Below are 21,336 nucleotides of genomic sequence, written 5' to 3' on the forward strand. Positions count from 1 at the left end.
GGGTATATTTATTCTGATTTTTTTTCTTCGGTCGGCGTTTCTGTTGGTGGTGTATCTGCGGGAACTTCTTCAGTTGGTGGCGTTTCTTCAATCACTTCCTCTTTTTTGTTTTTGAGTTCTCCTTTTAAGGCATCGGCTCTTTCGAGCATCATGTCTTTGGTCAAATCTCCGATTTCTTCTTTTTGGAAAGCGGTTTGATAGCTTTTGATGGCTCTTTTGGTATCGCCGGTTTTTTCATAAAGTTGGGCCAAATGGTAATCGGCCAACATTGATTTCGGATAATTTTTTCTGGCCAATTGAGACAATTCATCAAACTCTACAAAGGCTTTGTTTTTCAAAATAGCGGCTTCAATGGCTTTGAAATCATTAATTCTGATTTGTAATTTTAGTCCCAAAGAATTTTCGAGCACCGCATATTTATCGGCTAAATATTTAACATAACCCGAAGGCAATACCGCAATTTTTTCCTGAAATTCTACAGTAGAAATCGGTTGGTACACCGAGAAAATTTGGTACAAAGCACTCGGAATAGCGTGTAAAACTAAAGAGTAATGCGAAGCGCCTTTAAACTCTTCATAAAGATAGTTGAGTTTAGGGTTTTTTACATTTTTGGCTGCTACATCTAAGGCCTGAATACGGGTTTTCATTTTTTTCATATCGCCTTCAGCCGAGCAATGGTAATAAAAAGTGGTTTGTTGCATGGCGGCCAATCGTTCCGGAATTTGTTCTTCCATTCCTTCTGGAAGTTCCGGACTCATAGAGATATAGGCGTTGAATATGGGTTGGTCTTTGTATAAATAACAATTTAAAAAAGCTGCGGTTGTGTCTAATCCGGCTACGATTCTGAATGGTGCTGTGCGAAAGTTTTTTTGGATACTTGGAATCAATTCCATCCCCACAAATTCAAAGAAATCGGCTCCTTTTTCAGTAGGTAAACCTGTAGTTTCATCGAATGTACAGTCGCTTTCTCGCTCGTTATTTTTATTTTGGCTTATGGCCACAATGATTACTTCAGGCAAATCATCCCAATAATACCCGTAACTCAAGGCGCCTTGAAAAGCATCAAAAAGAAAATCACCGTCAAAAAGAACCAATAAGGGGTATTTTTGGGTTTTGTTTTTGTCGTAAGATGGTGGTAGTCCGATTTTTATTTCTCGGTCTTCGTTGAGTTTTTGGGAAGTTATGGTGTCTGTGATGGTTCTTTGGGCAAATATAGTACCGGAACAAACAAACAGTAATAGAACAAACAGTTGTTTCATGAATATGGTTTTTTGGTTGAATAGAAATCGTTGCTAAAATGATTAGCAAGATAGTAAATTATTTATTTCTATTGAACACCGGAAGCAAAACATAGGAAATCAATCCGAGAAGTATGGCTAAGATAGTTTGGGATGTCCAAACCAGCCAGCCAAAGGCGATGCCGATATCATTTGAAATGCCGTAAAGAGAGAATATAAGCGCTATGGAAAAAGGATAAGCTCCTAATCCGCCATTGGAAAAACCAACCGCTAAGCTGCCAAAAATGAACCCCATGATTACAATGTCAAAGCTGATTTCTGACGTTTCGGGCAAGGCAAATATCGCCACATAGAACATCGTCAGGTAAGAAATCCAGATGAAGAAAGAATGAAATAGGTATTTCCATTTCGATTTCATTTTCACCACTGTGGTCATGCCCTCAATCAACCCGGATAGTTTTTTCTTTAGTTTGAGGATGATTGGCCATTCCGCATATATCCAAATGAGCAGAAAAATAATCCCTAAGATTACAGCGGCAATTCCGTAATAAATTAACGTTTGTAAGGAAACATTTTTACTCAACAAGAAACTATAAATTTCATCAAATTGGGATATAAATCCGATAAAAACGAAGAGTAGGAAAATCAATAAATCGATAATTCTCTCGGCAACAATGGTTCCAAAAGCTTTGTCAAAAGGCACATTTTCATATTTTTTCAAGAGTGCGGCACGAGTAATTTCGCCTGAGCGAGGCACCGTTAAATTGACCAAATAAGAAACGCTAACCGTGAAGAAATTGTTGTAAAATTGGGTTTGGTAGCCCAAATGATTCAGGGCAAACTTCCAGCGGTAGGCTCTTGACCAATAACCGATGCAAGCCACTAAAAGGGATAGAACAATATAAGAGTAATTAGCCTTTTGAAAGCTCGCTTTTATTTTGTCAATTTCGTCCGGTTTGAGCGTGGTGTATTGGTAGTAAATGATTCCGATTCCTATAAAAAGAGGAATAAGAATTGTGAGCCATTTACGTATTTGTTTTTTCAAGTGATTAGGTCAAAGAATTGTCTTTTTCATTTGGAAAAACCAACCAGGGTTTGAAGGTTTTGGCTTCTTCGAAATCCATCAAAGCATAGGAGATGATGATGATGATATCGCCTTTTTGTACTCTTCTGGCGGCCGGACCATTTAGTGTAATTTCGCCCGAATTTTTGAGTCCTTTGATGACATAGGTTTCAAATCGCTCGCCGTTGTTAATGTTTACAATAGTTACTTTTTCGCCTTCGATAAGGTTCGAAGCTTCCATTAGGGATTCATCTATAGTGATGCTGCCTATGTAATTTAAGTCGGCACCGGTAACGGTTACACGATGGATTTTGGATTTTACTACTTCAATATGCATGGGGCAAAGTTAAATTAATTTAGTGAAATGGTGTCAATCAATCTGACATTGTTGACAAAAACTGCGATAAAGGCGCGGTATTTTTTGGATTTATTTTTTCGAACGCAAGGCATTAAAGTGGCTTCGTCTGCAATTTGGAAATACTCTAGGGTAAAGTTTGGGTTTTGGTTAAAAGTTTTTTTCACCCATTGGGTTATTTCGTTGGTTGATTGTTTGGCGAATAATTTTTTGGCTTGCGAAAGGGTTTTATATATGATGGCGGCTTCTTTTTTTTCAGAGTCCGATAATCTTTCATTTCTTGAACTCATCGCTAATCCGTTGGTTTCTCTATAAATGGGACAGCCGATAACATTGACAGGCATTTTTGCTTTTTCGACCATTTTTTTAACAATTTGCAATTGCTGAAAATCCTTTTCGCCAAAGTAAGCATTGGTGGGTTTTACAATCTCAAAGAGTCTTTTTACGATAGTGCCCACGCCGTCAAAATGACCGGGACGAAATTGGCCTTCCATTTGGAACTCCAACCCGTCAAAATCAAAAGATTGGGAAACGGTATTGCCTTTATAAATATCTTCTACACTTGGCGCATAGACGATAATTTTATCAGAAACAGTTTTAATTTTTTCAATATCAGCTTCAAGGGTTCGAGGATATTTGGCCAAATCTTCCGGATTGTTGAACTGTGTCGGATTGACAAAAATACTAATCAAGACTATCGAGTTGTTTGCTACTGCTTCAGACAGTAAAGACAAATGACCTTGATGAAGTGCGCCCATAGTAGGCACAAAACCAATGGTGGTTGCTGTGTTTGAAACAGAAGCTAAATGAGCAACTAATTCATTTTGATTGTTAAAAATGAGCATTGGCTTTCGGTAAATGAGTTGCAAACTTACTATTTTCATAAATAACTGCATAAATTTTTGTACTTTTGCCTGTTTTTTATTGCCAATAAATAAAAGTAAAATAGATTATGGAAGATAAGAGGATATTGTATGTATCATCTGAAGTGGTGCCTTATCTGGCTGAAAATGAGGTTTCTTTAATGTCGTATGACGTTCCTAAAATGATTAACGATCAAGGAGGGCAAATAAGAATTTTTATGCCAAGATATGGGAATATCAACGAAAGAAGGCATCAATTACATGAGGTTATCCGATTGTCGGGAATGAATTTAGTAGTAAATGATTTGGATATGCCTTTGATTATCAAAGTGGCCTCTATCCCGAAAGAGAGAATTCAGGTTTATTTTATTGATAATGATGAATATTTCAAGCGCAAAGCAACCTTTAGTGATGAAGATGGTGTACTATATCCTGACAATGACGAGAGAGCTATTTTCTTTGCCAAAGGCGTAGTAGAAACCGTTAAGAAATTAAATTGGGTTCCCGATATCATTCACGTTCACGGATGGATGGCTGGTTTGTTGCCAGTATACATGAAACATTACTACAAAGACGAAGCGTTGTTTTCAGACACTAAGATTGTAACATCAGTATACGGTCAGTCTTTTGACGGTACTTTGAATGCGGAAATGATTAATAAAATTAAGTTTGATAACATTCCACAGGAAGCTATTCAAGATTTGGAATTGCCTAATTATGAAAACTTAATTAAATCTTCTGTGATGCATTCAGATGCGGTGATTATCGCTTCCGAAAGCGTGTCGGCAAGTTTAACAAAATTTATAGAATCTTCAGGAAAACCTTTTTTATCTTTCGCCACGAAAGACAAATTTTCAGAAGCTTATACCAATTTCTACAAGGAGATGCTTCCTTAAAAATAATTAATCAGATTTATGTTTAAAAAATCCTATTTACAACAGATTTTATTTGGCTTAACAGCCGTTTTGCTTTTTGCTTCATGTGACAAAGATTTTAACGAATTAGGAACAGATATTGTAGGCGATGATCATTTCCTTTTTGAAAGATACACCGATGCCTCTGTAAAAGCTTACAATCAAAAATTGGGGCCAATCTCTTCTAATAATTTGCCGATAAACCCACTAGGATTCTACTATAATCCTGCGTTTGGAACTACCCAAGCTAATTTTGTTACTCAAGTTCAATTAGACAGCGAAAATCCAACCTTCAATAATGTAGATCCTGAAAATTATGATGTTGAGCCAACAGAAATTGACAGTATTATTTTAAACATACCTTATTACAGTAAGGTGGATGAAGTTGAAGAAGTAGAAGTGGATGGCGTTAAAGAAATTCGTACTACCTATATACTAGATTCAATCTATGGAGTTCAAGAATCAAAGTTTAAACTAAGCGTTTATCAATCAAATTATTTTTTAAGAGATTTAGATCCAAGTCAATCTCTGGCAGAACGCCAGTTATATTTTACGGATATGGACGACGTTATAGACAATAACAAAATACCGGTCTTATTAAATGATGCGCCTCTTTCAGGCAACAATACTGATGGCCATGAGAATACGCAGTTTTATTTTGACAAGAGAGAACATAAAACAACAGTATTGAATGAAGAAGATGAAGTAGTGCCGACAAGATCAGTGCCATCTATGCGTTTGCATTTGAATAAAACGGTTTTTACCAATTTGCTATTGAATGCACCAAGCGGACAATTGACGAATAATGCCGTATTCAGAAATTATTTCAGAGGATTGTATTTTAAAGTAGAAAACGGAAATCCGGGACAAATGGCGATGTTGAATTTCCAAGGCGGAAAAATCACAGTTCATTACAATGAGGACAAAAAGAAAACGGTTGAAGGAGTTGTTACTTATGAAAGAGAATTTAAAACTCTTACAATGAGTATGACAGGGAATACCGTTAGTTTACTCAATAATTCTAATGAAAATGTTGATTATTTAAATGCAGCAAACAGTAATCAAGAAGCGGCAAAACTATACGTCAAAGGCGGTCAAGGTTCTATAGCTGTTATCGATGTGTTTGGAGCCGATGCAGATAACAACGGGATAGCAGATGAAATAGAAGTGATTAAAGCCAACGGTTGGATGATCAATGAAGCCAACCTTACGTTTTATATTGATAGAACAGCCATGTCAGATACAAGAACAGCCGAGCCTAATCGTATTTTCTTATATGATTTAAACAACAGAAGAACCTTGGTTGATTATATTTTCGACCCTACGACTAATACGGTTGATCCGAAAGTGGGCAAGTATATTTATGGCGGAATTATTGAAAAAGAAGATGTTGAAAACGGTAGAGGAACCAAGTATAAAATTAGGATTACTAATCATTTGCGGAACATGATTTCCAATGACTCAACCAATGTAAGGCTAGGACTTTCAGTAACCGAAAACATCAATAGTGTTGCATTTTCAAAGTTGAGAACGGCTAATACCAATACTGAGTATGCGCCCAACATGTCGGTTTTGAGTCCGCTAGGAACTATTTTATACGGGACTAACATTCCGGTTGGTGATCCAGATTATGATAAAAGATTGAAACTTGAAATTTATTATACAAAACCTGATTAATACCTAAAGTTATGTGTGGAATTGTTGGCTATATTGGTTACAGAGAAGCGTATCCAATTGTAATAAAAGGGTTAAAAAGATTAGAATATCGAGGCTATGACAGTGCCGGTATTATGCTTTGCGATGGCAAGGATTTGAAAATATCCAAAACCAAAGGAAAAGTTTCTGATCTTGAGGAAAAATCAAAAGAGTTAGCCAATTCTAAAGCTACAATTGGTATGGGTCATACCCGATGGGCTACTCACGGTGTTCCAAACGATGTCAATTCTCACCCACATGTTTCTAACTCAGGAAATCTGGTAATTATTCACAACGGAATCATAGAAAACTATGAGCCACTAAAAAAAGAATTGCTAAAACGAGGGTATACATTTACATCAGATACAGACACCGAAGTATTAATCAATTTAATTGAAGAGGTTAAGAAAAAAGAGAATATCAAATTAGGAAAAGCGGTTCAAATTGCCTTAAATCAGGTAGTAGGCGCTTATGCCATTTGTGTTTTTGATAAAGAAAAACCGGATGAAATTGTTGTTGCAAGATTAGGAAGTCCCTTAGCCATAGGCGTTGGGCAGGATGAGTTTTTTATTGCCTCTGATGCCTCACCATTTATAGAATATACTTCAAATGCTATTTATTTAGAAGATGAAGAAATGGCGATTGTAAGATTGAACAAGCCGTTAAAAATCAGAAAAATCAAAGACGATACTTTAGTTGATCCATATATTCAAGAACTTCAAATGAATTTGGAGCAAATCGAAAAAGGAGGTTATGATCATTTCATGTTGAAAGAGATTTATGAACAACCTAACGTAATCAAAGATACTTACCGCGGAAGATTATTGGCCAATCAAGGCATCATCCAAATGGCCGGTGTAGAAGACAATCTTGAAAAATTTCTCCACGCCCAAAGAATATTAATCGTAGCCTGTGGAACTTCATGGCATGCCGGATTGGTTGCAGAATATATTTTTGAAGAGTTTACCAGAATTCCCGTTGAAGTTGAATATGCTTCCGAATTTAGATACCGTAACCCAATAATAAACCCATCAGATGTTGTTATCGCGATTTCACAATCAGGAGAAACAGCCGATACTTTAGCCGCTATCAAATTGGCCAAAGAAAAAGGCGCTTTTGTATTCGGAGTTTGTAATGTGGTTGGGTCTTCAATTTCAAGAGAAACACACGCCGGTGCTTATACCCATGCCGGACCAGAAATTGGAGTGGCATCGACCAAAGCTTTTACGACTCAAATTACAGTGTTGACCATGATTGCTTTGCGTTTGGCTAAAGCCAAAGGAACGCTTTCGAATTCAGATTTTCACCGCTATTTACAAGAACTGGAAGTGATTCCTGAGAAAGTAAAAGAAGCGTTGGAAACCAATGATAAAGCCAAAGAAATCGCTGCCAAATTTAAAGACGCACCTAATTGTTTGTACTTAGGAAGAGGCTATAATTTCCCGGTAGCTTTAGAGGGTGCGTTGAAACTAAAAGAGATATCATACATTCATGCTGAGGGTTATCCTGCAGCCGAAATGAAACACGGACCAATTGCTCTTATTGATGAGCAAATGCCGGTAGTGGTGATTGCACCAAAACAAGGGCATTATGACAAAGTAGTAAGTAATATCCAGGAAATAAAGTCAAGAAGTGGTAAAATTATAGCTGTGGTAACTAAAGGTGACACACAAGTTAAAGAATTAGCCGATCATGTCATCGAAATTCCGGAAACATCCGATGCTTTATCGCCATTGATTACTACCATTCCATTGCAATTATTGTCATATCACATAGCAGTATTGAGAGGATGTAATGTTGATCAACCAAGAAATTTGGCAAAATCGGTGACCGTAGAATAAATTTTTTACTACAAAATATCCAAAAAAGCGAGATGTAATCTCGCTTTTTTTTTGCCAAATATTTGTGATTAATTTAATAGAAACCGTCTTTTATATGTATGCATAGTATTTTTTTTAGCAATTAGGTCAAAACGTTAATAAAAGCATAAAAAAGTCCGATATTGTTGAATTGTTAATATTCAAACCAAATAATTAATTATTGCTAAAATGAAGATGGTTTTTTTAAGGATGTAAAAAAAATATTTGTACTTTGGCTTCTTAAACCAACAAAATTTAAAACCAAATGAAGATTTATTTATTTATCCTTTCATTGTTTTTTTGCGGCATTACTTATTCGCAAACGTCAATATCCGGTTCGGTAAAAGACAATAAAAACCAACCTATTCCTGGAGCCAATGTTAAAGTGGCCGGTGAAAGCGGCGGAACAGTTACAGACAGCGATGGAAATTTCAGCTTAACCACTTCCAAAAAACCACCTTTTGACATTGAAGTGTCAAGTGTAGGATATGGTTCGTCTACGGTAAGTGTTACTTCCAACAATCAAAATGTGAGTGTTTCATTATCAGAACAAGAAACCCAATTAGATGAAATTGTAGTTTCTGCTTCCAGAACACCTGAAAAAGTCAGAGAATCTCCGGTAACTATTGAGAGAATGACTATCAGAGACATCAAAAAAACAGCATCACCAACATTCTATGATGGCTTAGAAAATTTGAAAGAAGTTCAAATGAATACCAGTAGTATGTCGTTCAAATCTATCAATACCCGTGGATTTGCTACAGTAGCCAATACGCGTTTTATGCAGTTGGTTGATGGTATGGATAACTCTTCTCCGTTGTTGAACTTCGTGTTAGGGAACCTTATCGGGGTTTCCGATATCGATGTGGCTAGTGTAGAATTACTTCCGGGTGCCTCTTCTGCCTTATATGGTGCGAATGCCTTCAACGGAATTTTGTTCATGAACAGTAAAAGTCCTTTTAAATACCAAGGGATTTCAGCTTATGTAAAATATGGAGCCACTAGTCAAAAAGCGGCCGGCTCTAACGATTATCGCGATTACGGGATAAGAGTAGCTCATAAATTTGATGATTATTTTGCCGCCAAAGCCAATTTCACTTATATGAACGGTACCGAATGGTGGGCAACCGATTATGATGACAAAACAATTGATGGAAGAGACAGAAGTCACCACAACTATAATGGAATCAATGTTTACGGAGATGAGGCAAGCACCAATATTAGAAGTGTTGCGTCGGGATTGTTAAATGCAGGTGCGATTACACCGGCACAATTTACAGTGTTCAATTCTATTTTGCCAAATGAAAATGTTTCAAGAACAGGTTATAACGAAATTGACTTAACCGATAATAAAGTGAGAAATGCTAAAATTGATTTCTCCTTACACTTAAGACCATTCGGAAACGAAAATCTAGAAGTAATTTGGCAAAGTAAATTCGGATTTGGTAATTCAGTTTACCAAGGAGCAAACCGTTATTATTTGAACGGGTTTTCCATGCAACAACACAAATTAGAACTTACCGGGAAAAACTTTTTCGTGAGAGGTTATTTCACCACTGAAGACGGCGGAAGTTCTTATGATATGCTTTTTACCGGACTTAACATCAACAGAGCATGGAAACCTGATGCTACTTGGTTCGGACAATATGCAGGAGCCTATGTACAATCTACTTTATTAGGCGCAACACCAACTCAAGCTCATACTAATGCAAGAAACGTTGCTGATACCGGAAGATTTTTACCGGGAACACCTGAATTCCAAAATGCCTTCAATCAAGTAACTTCTAATCCTGATGTATTAGTTGGTTCAAAATTGGTAGACAATTCAAAAATTTACCATTCGGATGCTAATTACAACTTTAAAGATTTAATCAAAGTAGCCGAAATTCAAGTAGGAGGTTCCTACAGAAGATATGACTTAAATTCTTTCGGAAGAATTTACACCGATACACCACAATTTGGTGGGATTAAATATGATGAGTACGGAGTGTATACTCAAGTACAGAAAAAAGCGATGGATGACCGTTTGAAATTCACCGGTTCTGTTCGTTACGACAAAGCCGAAAACTTCGACGGAAATTATTCGCCAAGAGTTTCCTTAGTTTACACGGCAGGAGAAGCTAAAAACCATATATTCAGAGGTTCGTTCCAAACCGGTTTCCGTAACCCAACAACCCAAGACCAATACATTGGTTTCAATGTGGGGAATGCTATTTTATTAGGTTCTGCACCGGATAACTTAACGAGATATGAAGAAACACTTCCTGTAACTTCTCCATTAGGACAAGCATTGGTTGGAGGAACATCTACAACAATTGATGGAAATAACGCTTATTATAATTCTTACACTGCACAATCAGCGCAAGCATTTGCTGCATTAGCGCCAACTGATCCTATTGCTGCTTCTGCTTTATTGGTAAGAACTAATGTTGATTTAGTTAAACCGGAAGTTGTGAAAGCATTTGAATTAGGCTATAGAGCTGAAGTAAAAGGTTTTACTTATGACATTAATGGATATTACAATATCTATAATGACTTTATTGGAAACTTAACTGTAGTAGCACCATTATACGGAACTGCACAAGATGCACCAAATCCATTATTAGGGCCAACAGATCCAGGGGCACAATCTATTGATGCATTGGCGACAGGAAATACAAGAGCCTTCCAATTGTACACCAATACCGATATTGAAATCAGATCACTAGGTTTTGGAGTGGGTGTATCTAAAAGATTGCCAAGAAACTTCGAGGTTTCTGCCAATTATAACTATGCTGAGTTTGATTTTGATCAAGCCAAAGACCCAAGTTTCGAAGCCGGATTCAACACGCCTAAACACAGAGTGAAAGCCAGCTTCAGTAACGATAATTTATTTAAAAACTTCGGTTTCAACATAAGCGGAAGATGGAGTGATGAGTACTACTGGGAATCCACTTTTGCTGACGGAATGATTGATGCAGTAACCGTAATCGATGCGCAAATTAGTTATGGTCTTCCAAGTTTAAAATCAGTAATCAAAGCGGGTGCAACAAACTTAGGCGGAAGAGAATACAGACAACTTATTGGTCCAGGATTAATAGGTCAACAATACTTCTTGTCTTTAACAATCAATCCATAATTCAAACCCAATTATTAAATTATAATAGTTATGATAAAAAATTTCAAATGGCTACTGTTGGTATCTTTAACCTTTGTAGCGTGTAATAGTGAGGATGAGCCTTTTGTTGACCCTAACTCAACAGACGGAACACCGCTTACAGCAGGAACAGCTGATTTCTCAAAGTATGTTTCTTTAGGAAATTCATTAACAGCGGGATACTCAGACAGTGCTTTGTTTATTGCCGGACAGGAAGGTTCCTATCCTAATATCTTAGCCAGTCAGTTTGCCTTGGTAGGCGGAGGTGATTTTACAATTCCTTACGTGTCTGATAATACGGGAGGTTTGTTGTTGGGCGGTACTCAAATCGCCGGGCCAAGACTGTATTTTAATGGTTCAGCTCCGGTTCCGGTTACGGGAACACCTACTACAGATATTACCAATGTGCTTGCAGGACCTTTTAATAATATGGGAGTTCCGGGAGCAAAAAGTTACCACTTGTTAGCCCCTGGTTACGGGAATGTGGCCGGAGTTTTAACCGGTCAGGCGAATCCTTATTTTGTGCGTTTTGCTTCAAGTCCGACTACTACCGTTTTAGCAGATGCTTTGGCTCAAAACCCAACTTTTTTCTCCCTTTGGATTGGAAATAATGATGTTTTAGGGTATGCCACTTCTGGTGGTGCCGGAACTAATCAAACCGGAAATCTAAATCCGGCTACTTATGGAGCAAATGACATCACAGATCCGACTGTTTTTGCAGGGGTTTATAACACTTTGGTTGATCAATTAACGGCTAACGGCGCTAAAGGTGTTGTGGCTAATCTTCCTTATGTAACTACCATTCCTTATTTTACAACTGTTCCTTATAATCCGGTACCACTTAATGCTACTGCAGCAGGTCAATTAAATGCCGGTTTTGCAGCCTACAACAATGGTTTATTATTTGCACAGTCAAACGGATTATTAACTGCGGCAGAAGTAGCCAGAAGAACCATTACTTTCTCTGCTTCAAATACAAATGCAGTAGTTATCGTGGATAGTTATTTGACCAATCTGTCAGGCTTCGGAATCCCATCATACAGACAAGCAACCAGTGAAGATTTAATAGTGTTGCCTGCCAGAAGTATAATCGGAACTACAGTAGGAGGAAACCCTGCTCAAATTAATGGTGTTTCCGTTCCTTTAGCAGACCAGTGGGTATTGTCAAAAGAAGAAATTCAAGAAGTTAAAGTAGCAACCGATGCTTATAATGCCAGTATCCAATCCATCGCCAGCGCAAAAGGATTGGCGTTTGTGAATGCTAATGCTTTACAGTCGCAAATTGCTGCAGGGGGTATATCGGCTAATAATTTTACAGTAACTTCAACCTATGTTACCGGTGGAGGTTTCTCTTTAGATGGGGTACATCCTAGTCCAAGAGGATATGCTTTAATTGCCAACAAATTCTTTGAAGCCATCAATGCTACTTACGGCTCAAACTTCAGAGGAGTTAACATCGGATTATACAGAATTTTATACCCGATGGATCCGGCTAATTTCTAAACCAACCAAATTTATATATTCCCAAAACCACCCGAGAAATCAGGTGGTTTTTTGTTTGGCCTAAGGCTTAGTTTGCGTTTAATTGCTAATTCATCAAAAAATAAAGAAAAAAACTCACTTCAAATATTGATTTTTCGAAATAGAAATTTTACCTTTGCGCTCTGAAAAAAGAGGTGTTTTTCTCAAACCTAAATAGCTATTTAATAAATACATAAACAATGTCTAAAGCAATAGGAAAAGTTTCGCAAATCATCGGTCCGGTAGTTGACGTAGTATTTGATACTAAAGATGTTGAGTTGCCAAAAATTTACGACTCATTAGAAATCATTAACAAGAATGGTTCAATATTAGTTCTGGAAGTTCAATCACACATTGGTGAAAACACAGTTCGTACTATCTCCATGGACTCAACCGACGGTTTGTCTAGAGGAACAGCAGTAAATGCTACTGGTGCGCCAATTCAAATGCCAATCGGTGCCGACGTTTACGGACGTTTGTTCAACGTAATTGGTGATGCTATCGATGGATTAGGAGATTTGCCAAAAGCAGGTAAAGATGGAATTTCTATCCACAGACCAGCTCCTAAATTTGAAGATTTATCAACCTCTACAGAAGTTTTATTCACCGGTATTAAAGTAATCGACTTGATCGAGCCTTATGCAAAAGGGGGTAAAATTGGATTATTTGGTGGTGCCGGAGTAGGTAAAACCGTATTGATCCAAGAATTAATTAACAATATAGCCAAAGGTCACGGTGGTCTTTCAGTATTCGCTGGAGTAGGAGAAAGAACCCGTGAAGGAAATGACTTGCTTCGTGAGATGCTTGAGTCAGGCATTATCAAATATGGTGACGATTTCATGCACTCTATGGAAAATGGAGGATGGGATTTATCCAAAGTAGACAAACCGGGTATGAGAGAGTCTAAAGCGACTTTCGTATTCGGACAAATGAATGAGCCACCTGGAGCTCGTGCTCGTGTAGCTTTATCAGGATTATCTATCGCTGAGTATTTCCGTGATGGTGCAGGTTCTGACCAAGGAAAAGACGTATTGTTCTTCGTAGACAACATCTTCCGTTTTACACAAGCAGGTTCTGAGGTATCAGCGTTATTAGGACGTATGCCATCTGCGGTAGGTTACCAACCAACATTGGCGACTGAAATGGGTGCGATGCAAGAGCGTATTACATCAACAAACAAAGGTTCGATTACATCTGTACAAGCGGTTTACGTTCCTGCGGATGACTTAACTGACCCGGCGCCGGCAACTACTTTTGCTCACTTAGATGCAACCACAGTATTGTCTCGTAAAATTGCTGAGTTAGGTATTTATCCTGCGGTTGACCCGTTAGATTCTACTTCAAGAATCCTTACGGCTCAAATCTTAGGTGACGAACACTACAACTGTGCGCAAAGAGTAAAAGAGATTTTACAGAAATACAAACAATTACAAGATATCATCGCCATCTTAGGTATGGAAGAATTATCAGAAGAAGATAAACTTTCTGTATCAAGAGCGCGTCGTGTACAACGTTTCTTGTCTCAACCATTCCACGTAGCGGAGCAGTTTACCGGTATCCCAGGAGTATTAGTTGATATCAAAGAAACCATCAAAGGATTCAACATGATCATTGATGGTGAGCTAGATCACCTTCCGGAAGCGGCTTTCAACTTGAAAGGAACTATCGAAGAAGCAATCGAAGCAGGACAAAAAATGTTAGCAGAAGCCTAATCAATTGACAATTGACAATTGACAATTGATAATGAATTGTTGATTGCTAATTATCAATTATCAATTATTAATTATCAATTATGTTATTAGAAATAGTATCACCGGAAGCTACCTTATTCAAAGGCGAAGTTACTTCAGTTTCTTTTCCGGGTGTAGATGGTTCGTTCCAAGTATTGAACAACCACGCGCCTATAGTTTCTATCCTAAAACAAGGTACCGTGAAAATCGTTGCCGATAGTTTTAAATTGGGCAAAGAAGTAGCCGAGAAGTTTACCAAAGTAAACGACCAAAACTACACTTTGGAAATCAATTCAGGAACTATTGAAATGAAAGACAATAAAGTAATTGTATTGGCCGACTAATACGATTCAGCATAAACGAAGAAGCCCGATAGTAATGTCGGGCTTTTTTATTGGAAGCTGTTTCCGGCTGTCCGTTATATCTTTTTCTTCCAAAAAAGAAAAAGGATGCCACTGCCATCCGGGCTATTTACTATATTTGGTTTATGGAAGAAAATAACGAATATGAATTAGTTGTATCACAGGGGAAATTGCCTTGGTGGAGAATTATCGTTGCGTCATTGTTTTTTTCGTACATGATATACATGCTGTATATACTCTGCATTCTATTTTACAAGGTTGATTTGGTAAAAGTCAAACCAAAAGGAATTGCAGGAATAATTGAAGTTGCTGCATTTTGTTTTGCAGGTGGTGTTTCTTTTTCAATAACAAAAAGCATTCTAGTTGATTTGGACAAAGAAAAATTAGTTTCAATATATTCCGTCGGTCTATTTTCAAAAAAAATAATTACTGCGCTTCCTGAACTTGAATATGTTTCTGTATTCAAGGTTGATGATATGGAATACGAAGTCAATCTTTGGTACAAAAGAAACAAACATTACAAAATGTATAAGTTAACCGAAGAAGAACAGGCCCTTAAATTTGGTGCCATGGTCGCCCAAAAACTTAACATCGATTTACTGGACGCCACCGAAAAAGGAAACAATAAATGGGTTGAAAAAGAAACCGTATGAAACTCCCAAAATCCCTTCAAGCCAAACTCCAACAACGCCAAGCCAACAACGCCTTGCGCCAACTACCTATGGGCAAAGATTTAGTAGACTTTGCCTCCAATGATTACATCGGGTTTGCCCATAGCGAAACTATCTTTAGCCAAACCCATCAATATCTTCTTGATAATAACATCAAAACTAACGGCGCCACCGGTTCCCGATTAATTTCAGGAAACCACCATTTATACGAAGCTACCGAAAGTTTCATCGCCAACTTCCATCAAGTTGAAACCGCTTTAATTTTTAACTCAGGCTATGATGCCAATGTTGGATTTTTCAGCGCCGTACCGCAAAGAAATGATGTGATTTTATACGACGAATTGTGCCACGCGTCTATCCGTGACGGCATCCAAATGAGCCATGCTAAAGCCTATAAATTTGGGCATAATGATACTGAGGATTTGGCTCGACTACTACAAAAACTCCAAACTCCAAACTCCAAACTCCAAACTGTTTACATCATCACCGAATCCGTTTTCTCTATGGATGGCGATTGCCCTAACTTAGAAGAACTTGCTGCCTTAGCTGAAAAGTACAACGCTTATTTAGTAATCGACGAAGCACACGCACTCGGTGTTTTCGGTGAACTAGGCGAAGGTGTTGTTCAAAGTTTAGGCCTGCAAGACAAAGTTTTCGCCCATATCATGACCTTCGGAAAAGGTTTGGGCTGTCACGGTGCAGCCATTTTAGGCAGTGCCGAATTAAAAAGCTATTTAGTCAACTTCGCCAGAAGTTTTATTTATACCACCGGTTTGTCGCCTCATAGTGTGGCTACTATTTTAGTGGCATACCAACATTTGGCAACAGAGAAGAGCGCATTACAATCGCTAAGAAACAACATCCTTTTCTTCAACCAAGAAAAACTAAGATTAGGAGTAAAACCCATGTTCGTTTACAGTAAATCGGCCATACAATGCGCTATTATTCCGGGGAATGACAAAGTAAAAAGTATCGCCACGCAACTCCAACAAAAAGGCTTTGACGTAAAACCCATCTTATCCCCAACCGTTCCCGAAGGACAAGAACGCTTGCGCTTTTGTTTGCACAGTTACAATTCCGAAAAAGAAATCTCAAATGTCTTGGAATTGTTAGCTACTTTTGTGTTTTAATTATGGAAGAAGAACAGTTTCAATTACTCCGAAGATTTCAATATTCAAGTGAAGCCCTGATTTACCAAGGAAAATTGGAAAGTATGGGTGTTGAAGTGTTTTTACGTGACAATCATATGGTTGACACAAATCCGCTATACAGCAATGCAGTAGGCGGTGTGAAATTATATGTAAAAACGGAAGACATTGATAAAGCCAATGAAATTTTAGAGGAGATAAGCCCATATTCTGTAGACGATGACCATCAACCCATTCAATGCCCAATTTGTGGTAGTGAACAAATTGATATGATGACCTCAATCAAGGGATGGAAGTCATTTTTATACTTTATTATTTTGTTCTTTCTATTCTTGTTTCCTTTCAAAGCAAGGCACAAATACAAATGTGAAGTTTGTAAACACGAATTCAATTAATACCATGAAACTATTCATCACAGGAATCGGTACCGATGTAGGCAAAACTGTAGCGTCAGCCATAGTAACCGAAGCCTTAGAAGCCGATTATTGGAAACCCATACAAGCAGGTGATTTAGACCATTCCGATAGTCATAAAGTCAGAGCATTGGTGGCCAATGCCAAATCCGTTTTTCACCCGAATGCTTATGCACTCAATACTCCGGCAAGTCCACATTTGGCCGCAGCCAAAGACGGTGTGCGCATTGATATCAATAAAATTGTCGAAACAAAAGTAGAAAACCATCTAGTCATCGAAGGCGCAGGCGGAATTCTAGTGCCTCTGAATGAAACAGAATGTGTCGTCGATTTAATCCAAAAAGACCATAAAGTAATCGTCGTTTCCCGACATTATCTCGGCAGTATCAATCACACTTTACTAACCCTCGAAGCACTCCAAAACCGAAAAATAAAAGTGGCCGGAATCATTTTTTCAGGCGATGAAAACAAAGCCACCGAAGAAATTATTTTAAATAAAACAGGCGTCAAGTTTATCGGTAGAATTGATAACGAACCGTATTTCGATGCGAATGTGATTGCTTATTACGCGGATAAGTTTCGGGAGAATCTTTTAAAATTATAATTCATGAATCTTTCAGAAAAAGACCAATTATACAACTGGCATCCTTATACCCAACACAAAACTACCGGCTTGTTGCCCGCTATTGTTAAAGGCGAAGGTGCTTTGCTTTGGGACGACAACGGCAAAGAATTTATCGATGCGATTGCGTCTTGGTGGGTCAATCCGTTTGGGCATTCCAACAAAGTGATTGCCGAGGCGATTTATACGCAGTTAACGACCTTAGAACACGTTTTATTCGGAGGTTTTACACACAACAAAGCAGTGGAATTGTCCGAGAAACTGCTTTCTATTTTACCGGCCAACCAAAAGAAAATCTTTTATTCCGATAATGGCTCGACCGCAGTGGAAGTCGCTTTGAAAGGCACCTTACAATACTTTTACAACCAAGGCGCAACACGAACCAAAGTGATCGCTTTTGAAGACGCGTTTCACGGCGATACCTTTGGCGCCATGGCAGCCAGTGGCATCACTTTTTATACGGAAGCGTTTCAAGGGTCGATGTTGGAAGTCGCGCGCATTCCGGTGCCAACTAGTGGCAATGAAGACCGCAGTTTGAAAATCTTGCAAGATTTGGTAGTTACCCATGAATACGCGGCATTCATTTTTGAACCTTTAGTACAAGGCGCCGCCGGAATGGTGATGTATGAGGCCGAAGTCTTAGATAAAATGATTGCCCTTTGCCAACAACACCAAGTCTTCACTATAGCCGATGAAGTCATGACGGGTTTCGGGAAAACCGGTAAAACGTTTGCCTCGGATTATTTGGTCAATAAACCCGATATTCTATGTTTGTCAAAAGCCTTAACCGGCGGAACCATTCCGATGGCAATCACCACTTTCACCCAAGAAATCTTCGACGGTTTTTATAATGACGATGTCAATAAAGCGCTTTTCCACGGGCATACTTTTACCGCCAATCCCACAGGTTGTGCAGCCGCTTTGGCGAGTATCGGTTTGTTGGAAACGGCCGAAATGCAAAACAATATTTCAAGAATTAATGCCCAACATTTGGCTTTCGCCCAAAAAATGAAAAGCCATCCTAAAGTCAAAACCACTCGTGTACTCGGCGTCATTTTCGCCTTAGAAATCAAAACCGACGGTGCCGAAAGTTACTACGGTTCGATGCGAATGAAACTCTATAATTTCTTTATCAAACACGGGGTGATTTTACGTCCGGTCGGCAATATCGTTTACATCTTGCCACCGTATATTATTTCAAACGAACAACTGGAAAAGGTTTATGGTATTGTTGAAGACGCAGTGGAGATGGTTTAAAATTTTGCCACAGATTACACGGATTAAACAGATTTTCACGGATTTTTTTATCTGTGTTTATCCGTAGTATCTGTCTGATCTGTGTTCTTAAATTTTGAGAATAGGCTAGACTTTTTCAAAGAATAACTACCTTTGCCGCACAATACACCACCATGTTGAACACCAAAATTGCCATTACTTCTCTTGCCTCGATTTCGCCTTTGGGAAAAACACCTGAAGCGATTTGGGCCAATTATCTTTCCCCAAAAACTTTAATTTCGACCGCAACATTCAATGGGAAAGATCAATTTGTGGCAACTATTCCGGCAGACATCAGAAAGGAAATGGACGCTTTGCGCAAAGAAGACATCAAATACAAAGCCTTAGACGAAACGGTTTTGTTGGCTATATTGGCCTCCCGCCAAGCGATTGCCGATGCGGGTTGGCAACAAGGTGACGACTTCGGGATTAACATTGGTTCGTCTCGCGGTGCCACGCAATTGTTTGAGAAATACCACCAAGAATTTATCGAAACCGGAAAGACCGCAACTTTAACTTCGCCAACCACTACTTTAGGGAATATCTCTTCGTGGGTGGCGCATGATTTAAAAAGTGCCGGACCCGAAATCTCCCATTCCATAACCTGTTCTACCGCTTTGCATGCGGTGTTGAATGCCGTGGCTTGGCTGCAATCGGGCTTGGCGACTAAGTTTTTAGTAGGCGGCAGTGAAGCGCCTTTGACCGCTTTTACGTTGGCACAAATGCAAGCGTTGAAGATTTATGCCAATGAAGAACGGGAATGGCCCTGCAGAGCCTTCGACTTTACCAAAACCAAAAATTCCATGGTGCTGGGCGAAGCCGCTTCAGTAGCTTGTTTAGAATTAGGCGAAAGCCAAAATGCCTTAGGCTACATTACCGGTATCGGCTATGCTACAGACGATTTACAACACAACATCTCCATCTCAGAAGACGCCAAATGCTTTCAAAAATCGATGACGATGGCGCTGCAAAATACCGAATTAGACGAAGTTGATGCGATTGTGATGCACGCACCGGGAACGCTAAAAGGCGACACTTCCGAATACAAAGCCATCCAAAAAGTCTTCGGGGAAAACTTACCGATGCTCACCACCAACAAATGGAAAATAGGCCACACTTTCGGTGCCTCAGGCATGTTGAATATCGAATTGGCTTTACTCATGCTGCAACACCAAACGTTTATCGGAATTCCGTATATAGAAGAACCTAATCCGCGCAAAACGATACGAAAAGTATTGATTAATGCGGTTGGTTTCGGAGGGAATGCGGTGAGTGTGTTGGTTTCAAAAGAGTAGCCCTTCGACAAGCTCAGGGTGACAAAGTGCTGACGATTGGATTTAGTGTAAGATATGCAATTTGTCTTCTTTTACGAATAAAAAATTGATTATACAGTTTTCAGTCTGAGCCTGTCGAAGACCCAAACTCTTTCATTTTCTCGTAAACGAGATGACTTTCCCAACCTCTTCGCAATAAATAATCACAAAACTTCTTGTTCTTTTTTTGACCTTTTCTTTCGGTTAGACTGTGCCAATGGCGTTCGGCTAATTGGTGGAAAGTTTCCTGGTATTGTTCCTCCGTAATTTCAGTTAGAGCCGCTTTGATGTTGGGCGCCGAGATTTGTCGGGCTTTGAGTTCGTTGACAATTCTGATTTTACCCCAAGATTTAATACGGTGTTTGCCACGGGTAAAACTTCGGGCGAAGCGCTCTTCGTTGAGAAAATTGTGTTGGAGTAAGTGCACGACTATCGTATCAATCTCCTCACTTTTAAGGCCCAATTGGTACAACTTATCCACCACTTCCCGGTGACAACGCTCTTGGTAGGAACAGTAATATTCCAATTTAAGGGTAGCTTCGGATAATGTTGGTTTTTCGGTCATGGTTAGCAATGATGAGTGTAAAAGTAGTGAATTTTAGGGATAAGGGAAAAGGGATAAGGGGATGTAACAAAAAAATATGTAACAAGATAAATTGTTACACATTTTTTTGTTACACTCCCAATTCCCGAGGGTTCAGTGCTCTTAGCGGTTATTTTTTTACTACAGAAGCAACTGAAGGTCGAGATTTTCACGGATTTTCATCTGTGTTCCAATGCGCTAGCCTTAATGAAAGCCTCAATTGTCTTAACTTCTTACTGTTTAATTACTCTGTGAATCTCTTTTTTACTCCGTGAATCTCTGTGTAACTTAATTAACCGTAAAGGCCACAAAGTTTTCGTGCGCTTAGTGGTTAAACTTGCTACTGTGACTGCGGCTGTCACTGCGACTGCGACCAAACACTGACCACTAAAAACCGCCTAATGCTTTAAAACAGAAAACAATACCGAATAGTGTTCAAAAATATGTTAATTACTTAATAATTTCTTAAGGTAAACTACTTGTTTTTTAGTAATTTAGATGTAGTTTTGCAGGCCCTTTTTTCTATCTCAATGACCTTGACGTTTTTTGTGCGTCAAAATCAGACGGATGACTAT

At 38.7% G+C, this 21,336-nt stretch carries 18 protein-coding genes; 13 read left to right on the forward strand and 5 right to left on the reverse strand.

The features are described 5' to 3' along the window. Positions 1 to 8 precede the first annotated feature (8 nt). Genes ICG50_RS02500 through panC form a run of 4 tightly spaced genes read right to left on the reverse strand, consistent with a single transcriptional unit; the run spans position 9 to position 3,501 of the window. A complete protein-coding gene (locus tag ICG50_RS02500; protein WP_187659330.1) occupies positions 9 to 1,259 on the reverse strand; it encodes an alpha/beta hydrolase-fold protein in 1,251 nt (416 codons plus the stop codon). Positions 1,260 to 1,317: 58 nt separating this feature from the next. Further along, positions 1,318 to 2,283, reverse strand: coding sequence for a lysylphosphatidylglycerol synthase transmembrane domain-containing protein (locus ICG50_RS02505; protein ID WP_187659331.1), 966 nt, complete (start codon positions 2,281 to 2,283; stop codon positions 1,318 to 1,320). A gap of 4 nt (positions 2,284 to 2,287) precedes the next feature. Next, positions 2,288 to 2,638 (reverse strand): aspartate 1-decarboxylase, encoded by a 351-nt coding sequence (panD, locus tag ICG50_RS02510; protein WP_187659332.1) that lies wholly within the window; start codon positions 2,636 to 2,638, stop codon positions 2,288 to 2,290. Positions 2,639 to 2,652: 14 nt separating this feature from the next. Next, positions 2,653 to 3,501 carry a pantoate--beta-alanine ligase gene (panC, locus tag ICG50_RS02515; protein WP_187659615.1) on the reverse strand — a complete coding sequence of 283 codons (849 nt, stop codon included), beginning with the start codon at positions 3,499 to 3,501 and terminating at the stop codon, positions 2,653 to 2,655. A gap of 107 nt (positions 3,502 to 3,608) precedes the next feature. Here panC and ICG50_RS02520 point away from each other — a divergent pair, with 107 nt between their 5' ends. From ICG50_RS02520 to ICG50_RS02580, 13 genes are all read left to right on the forward strand, one after another. Continuing rightward, the gene (locus ICG50_RS02520) at positions 3,609 to 4,415 is read left to right on the forward strand and encodes a glycogen/starch synthase (protein ID WP_187659333.1); all 807 of its coding nucleotides are present in this window, start codon (positions 3,609 to 3,611) and stop codon (positions 4,413 to 4,415) included. A gap of 18 nt (positions 4,416 to 4,433) precedes the next feature. Further along, on the forward strand, positions 4,434 to 6,110 hold the full coding sequence (bamH, locus tag ICG50_RS02525; protein ID WP_187659334.1) for a BamH family beta-barrel-assembly machinery protein: 1,677 nt from the start codon (positions 4,434 to 4,436) through the stop codon (positions 6,108 to 6,110). A gap of 11 nt (positions 6,111 to 6,121) precedes the next feature. Then, on the forward strand, positions 6,122 to 7,969 hold the full coding sequence (gene glmS / locus ICG50_RS02530; protein ID WP_187659335.1) for a glutamine--fructose-6-phosphate transaminase (isomerizing): 1,848 nt from the start codon (positions 6,122 to 6,124) through the stop codon (positions 7,967 to 7,969). A gap of 283 nt (positions 7,970 to 8,252) precedes the next feature. Further along, the gene (locus tag ICG50_RS02535; protein ID WP_187659336.1) at positions 8,253 to 11,105 is read left to right on the forward strand and encodes a TonB-dependent receptor domain-containing protein; all 2,853 of its coding nucleotides are present in this window, start codon (positions 8,253 to 8,255) and stop codon (positions 11,103 to 11,105) included. 30 nt (positions 11,106 to 11,135) lie between these two features. After that, on the forward strand, positions 11,136 to 12,626 hold the full coding sequence (locus ICG50_RS02540) for an SGNH/GDSL hydrolase family protein (protein WP_187659337.1): 1,491 nt from the start codon (positions 11,136 to 11,138) through the stop codon (positions 12,624 to 12,626). A 218-nt stretch (positions 12,627 to 12,844) separates the two neighbouring features. Then, entirely contained in the window at positions 12,845 to 14,356 is a 1,512-nt protein-coding gene (atpD, locus tag ICG50_RS02545) for a F0F1 ATP synthase subunit beta (RefSeq protein WP_187659338.1), read from the forward strand. A gap of 80 nt (positions 14,357 to 14,436) precedes the next feature. Continuing rightward, a complete protein-coding gene (locus ICG50_RS02550; RefSeq protein ID WP_187659339.1) occupies positions 14,437 to 14,718 on the forward strand; it encodes a F0F1 ATP synthase subunit delta/epsilon in 282 nt (93 codons plus the stop codon). Between the two features lie 143 nt (positions 14,719 to 14,861). After that, positions 14,862 to 15,389 (forward strand): hypothetical protein, encoded by a 528-nt coding sequence (locus tag ICG50_RS02555; RefSeq protein WP_187659340.1) that lies wholly within the window; start codon positions 14,862 to 14,864, stop codon positions 15,387 to 15,389. Further along, the gene (locus tag ICG50_RS02560; protein WP_187659341.1) at positions 15,386 to 16,537 is read left to right on the forward strand and encodes an aminotransferase class I/II-fold pyridoxal phosphate-dependent enzyme; all 1,152 of its coding nucleotides are present in this window, start codon (positions 15,386 to 15,388) and stop codon (positions 16,535 to 16,537) included. The genes ICG50_RS02555 and ICG50_RS02560 overlap by 4 nt, the downstream gene beginning before the upstream one ends. Positions 16,538 to 16,539: 2 nt before the next feature. Beyond that, complete coding sequence (locus tag ICG50_RS02565; protein ID WP_187659342.1) at positions 16,540 to 16,950, forward strand: putative signal transducing protein; 411 nt, start codon at positions 16,540 to 16,542, stop codon at positions 16,948 to 16,950. Positions 16,951 to 16,954: 4 nt separating this feature from the next. Next, complete coding sequence (bioD, locus tag ICG50_RS02570) at positions 16,955 to 17,572, forward strand: dethiobiotin synthase (protein WP_187659343.1); 618 nt, start codon at positions 16,955 to 16,957, stop codon at positions 17,570 to 17,572. 3 nt (positions 17,573 to 17,575) lie between these two features. Then, entirely contained in the window at positions 17,576 to 18,847 is a 1,272-nt protein-coding gene (bioA, locus tag ICG50_RS02575) for an adenosylmethionine--8-amino-7-oxononanoate transaminase (RefSeq protein ID WP_187659344.1), read from the forward strand. 155 nt (positions 18,848 to 19,002) lie between these two features. Beyond that, positions 19,003 to 20,160 carry a beta-ketoacyl synthase N-terminal-like domain-containing protein gene (locus ICG50_RS02580; protein WP_187659616.1) on the forward strand — a complete coding sequence of 386 codons (1,158 nt, stop codon included), beginning with the start codon at positions 19,003 to 19,005 and terminating at the stop codon, positions 20,158 to 20,160. Positions 20,161 to 20,260: 100 nt separating this feature from the next. On the opposite strand, the gene ICG50_RS02585 is transcribed toward ICG50_RS02580, so the two are convergent. Beyond that, entirely contained in the window at positions 20,261 to 20,743 is a 483-nt protein-coding gene (locus ICG50_RS02585) for a regulatory protein RecX (protein ID WP_187659345.1), read from the reverse strand. Between the last annotated feature and the right edge of the window lie 593 nt (positions 20,744 to 21,336).

Origin of the sequence: Flavobacterium buctense (assembly GCF_014486695.1) — a bacterium.
GTDB lineage: Bacteria > Bacteroidota > Bacteroidia > Flavobacteriales > Flavobacteriaceae > Flavobacterium > Flavobacterium buctense.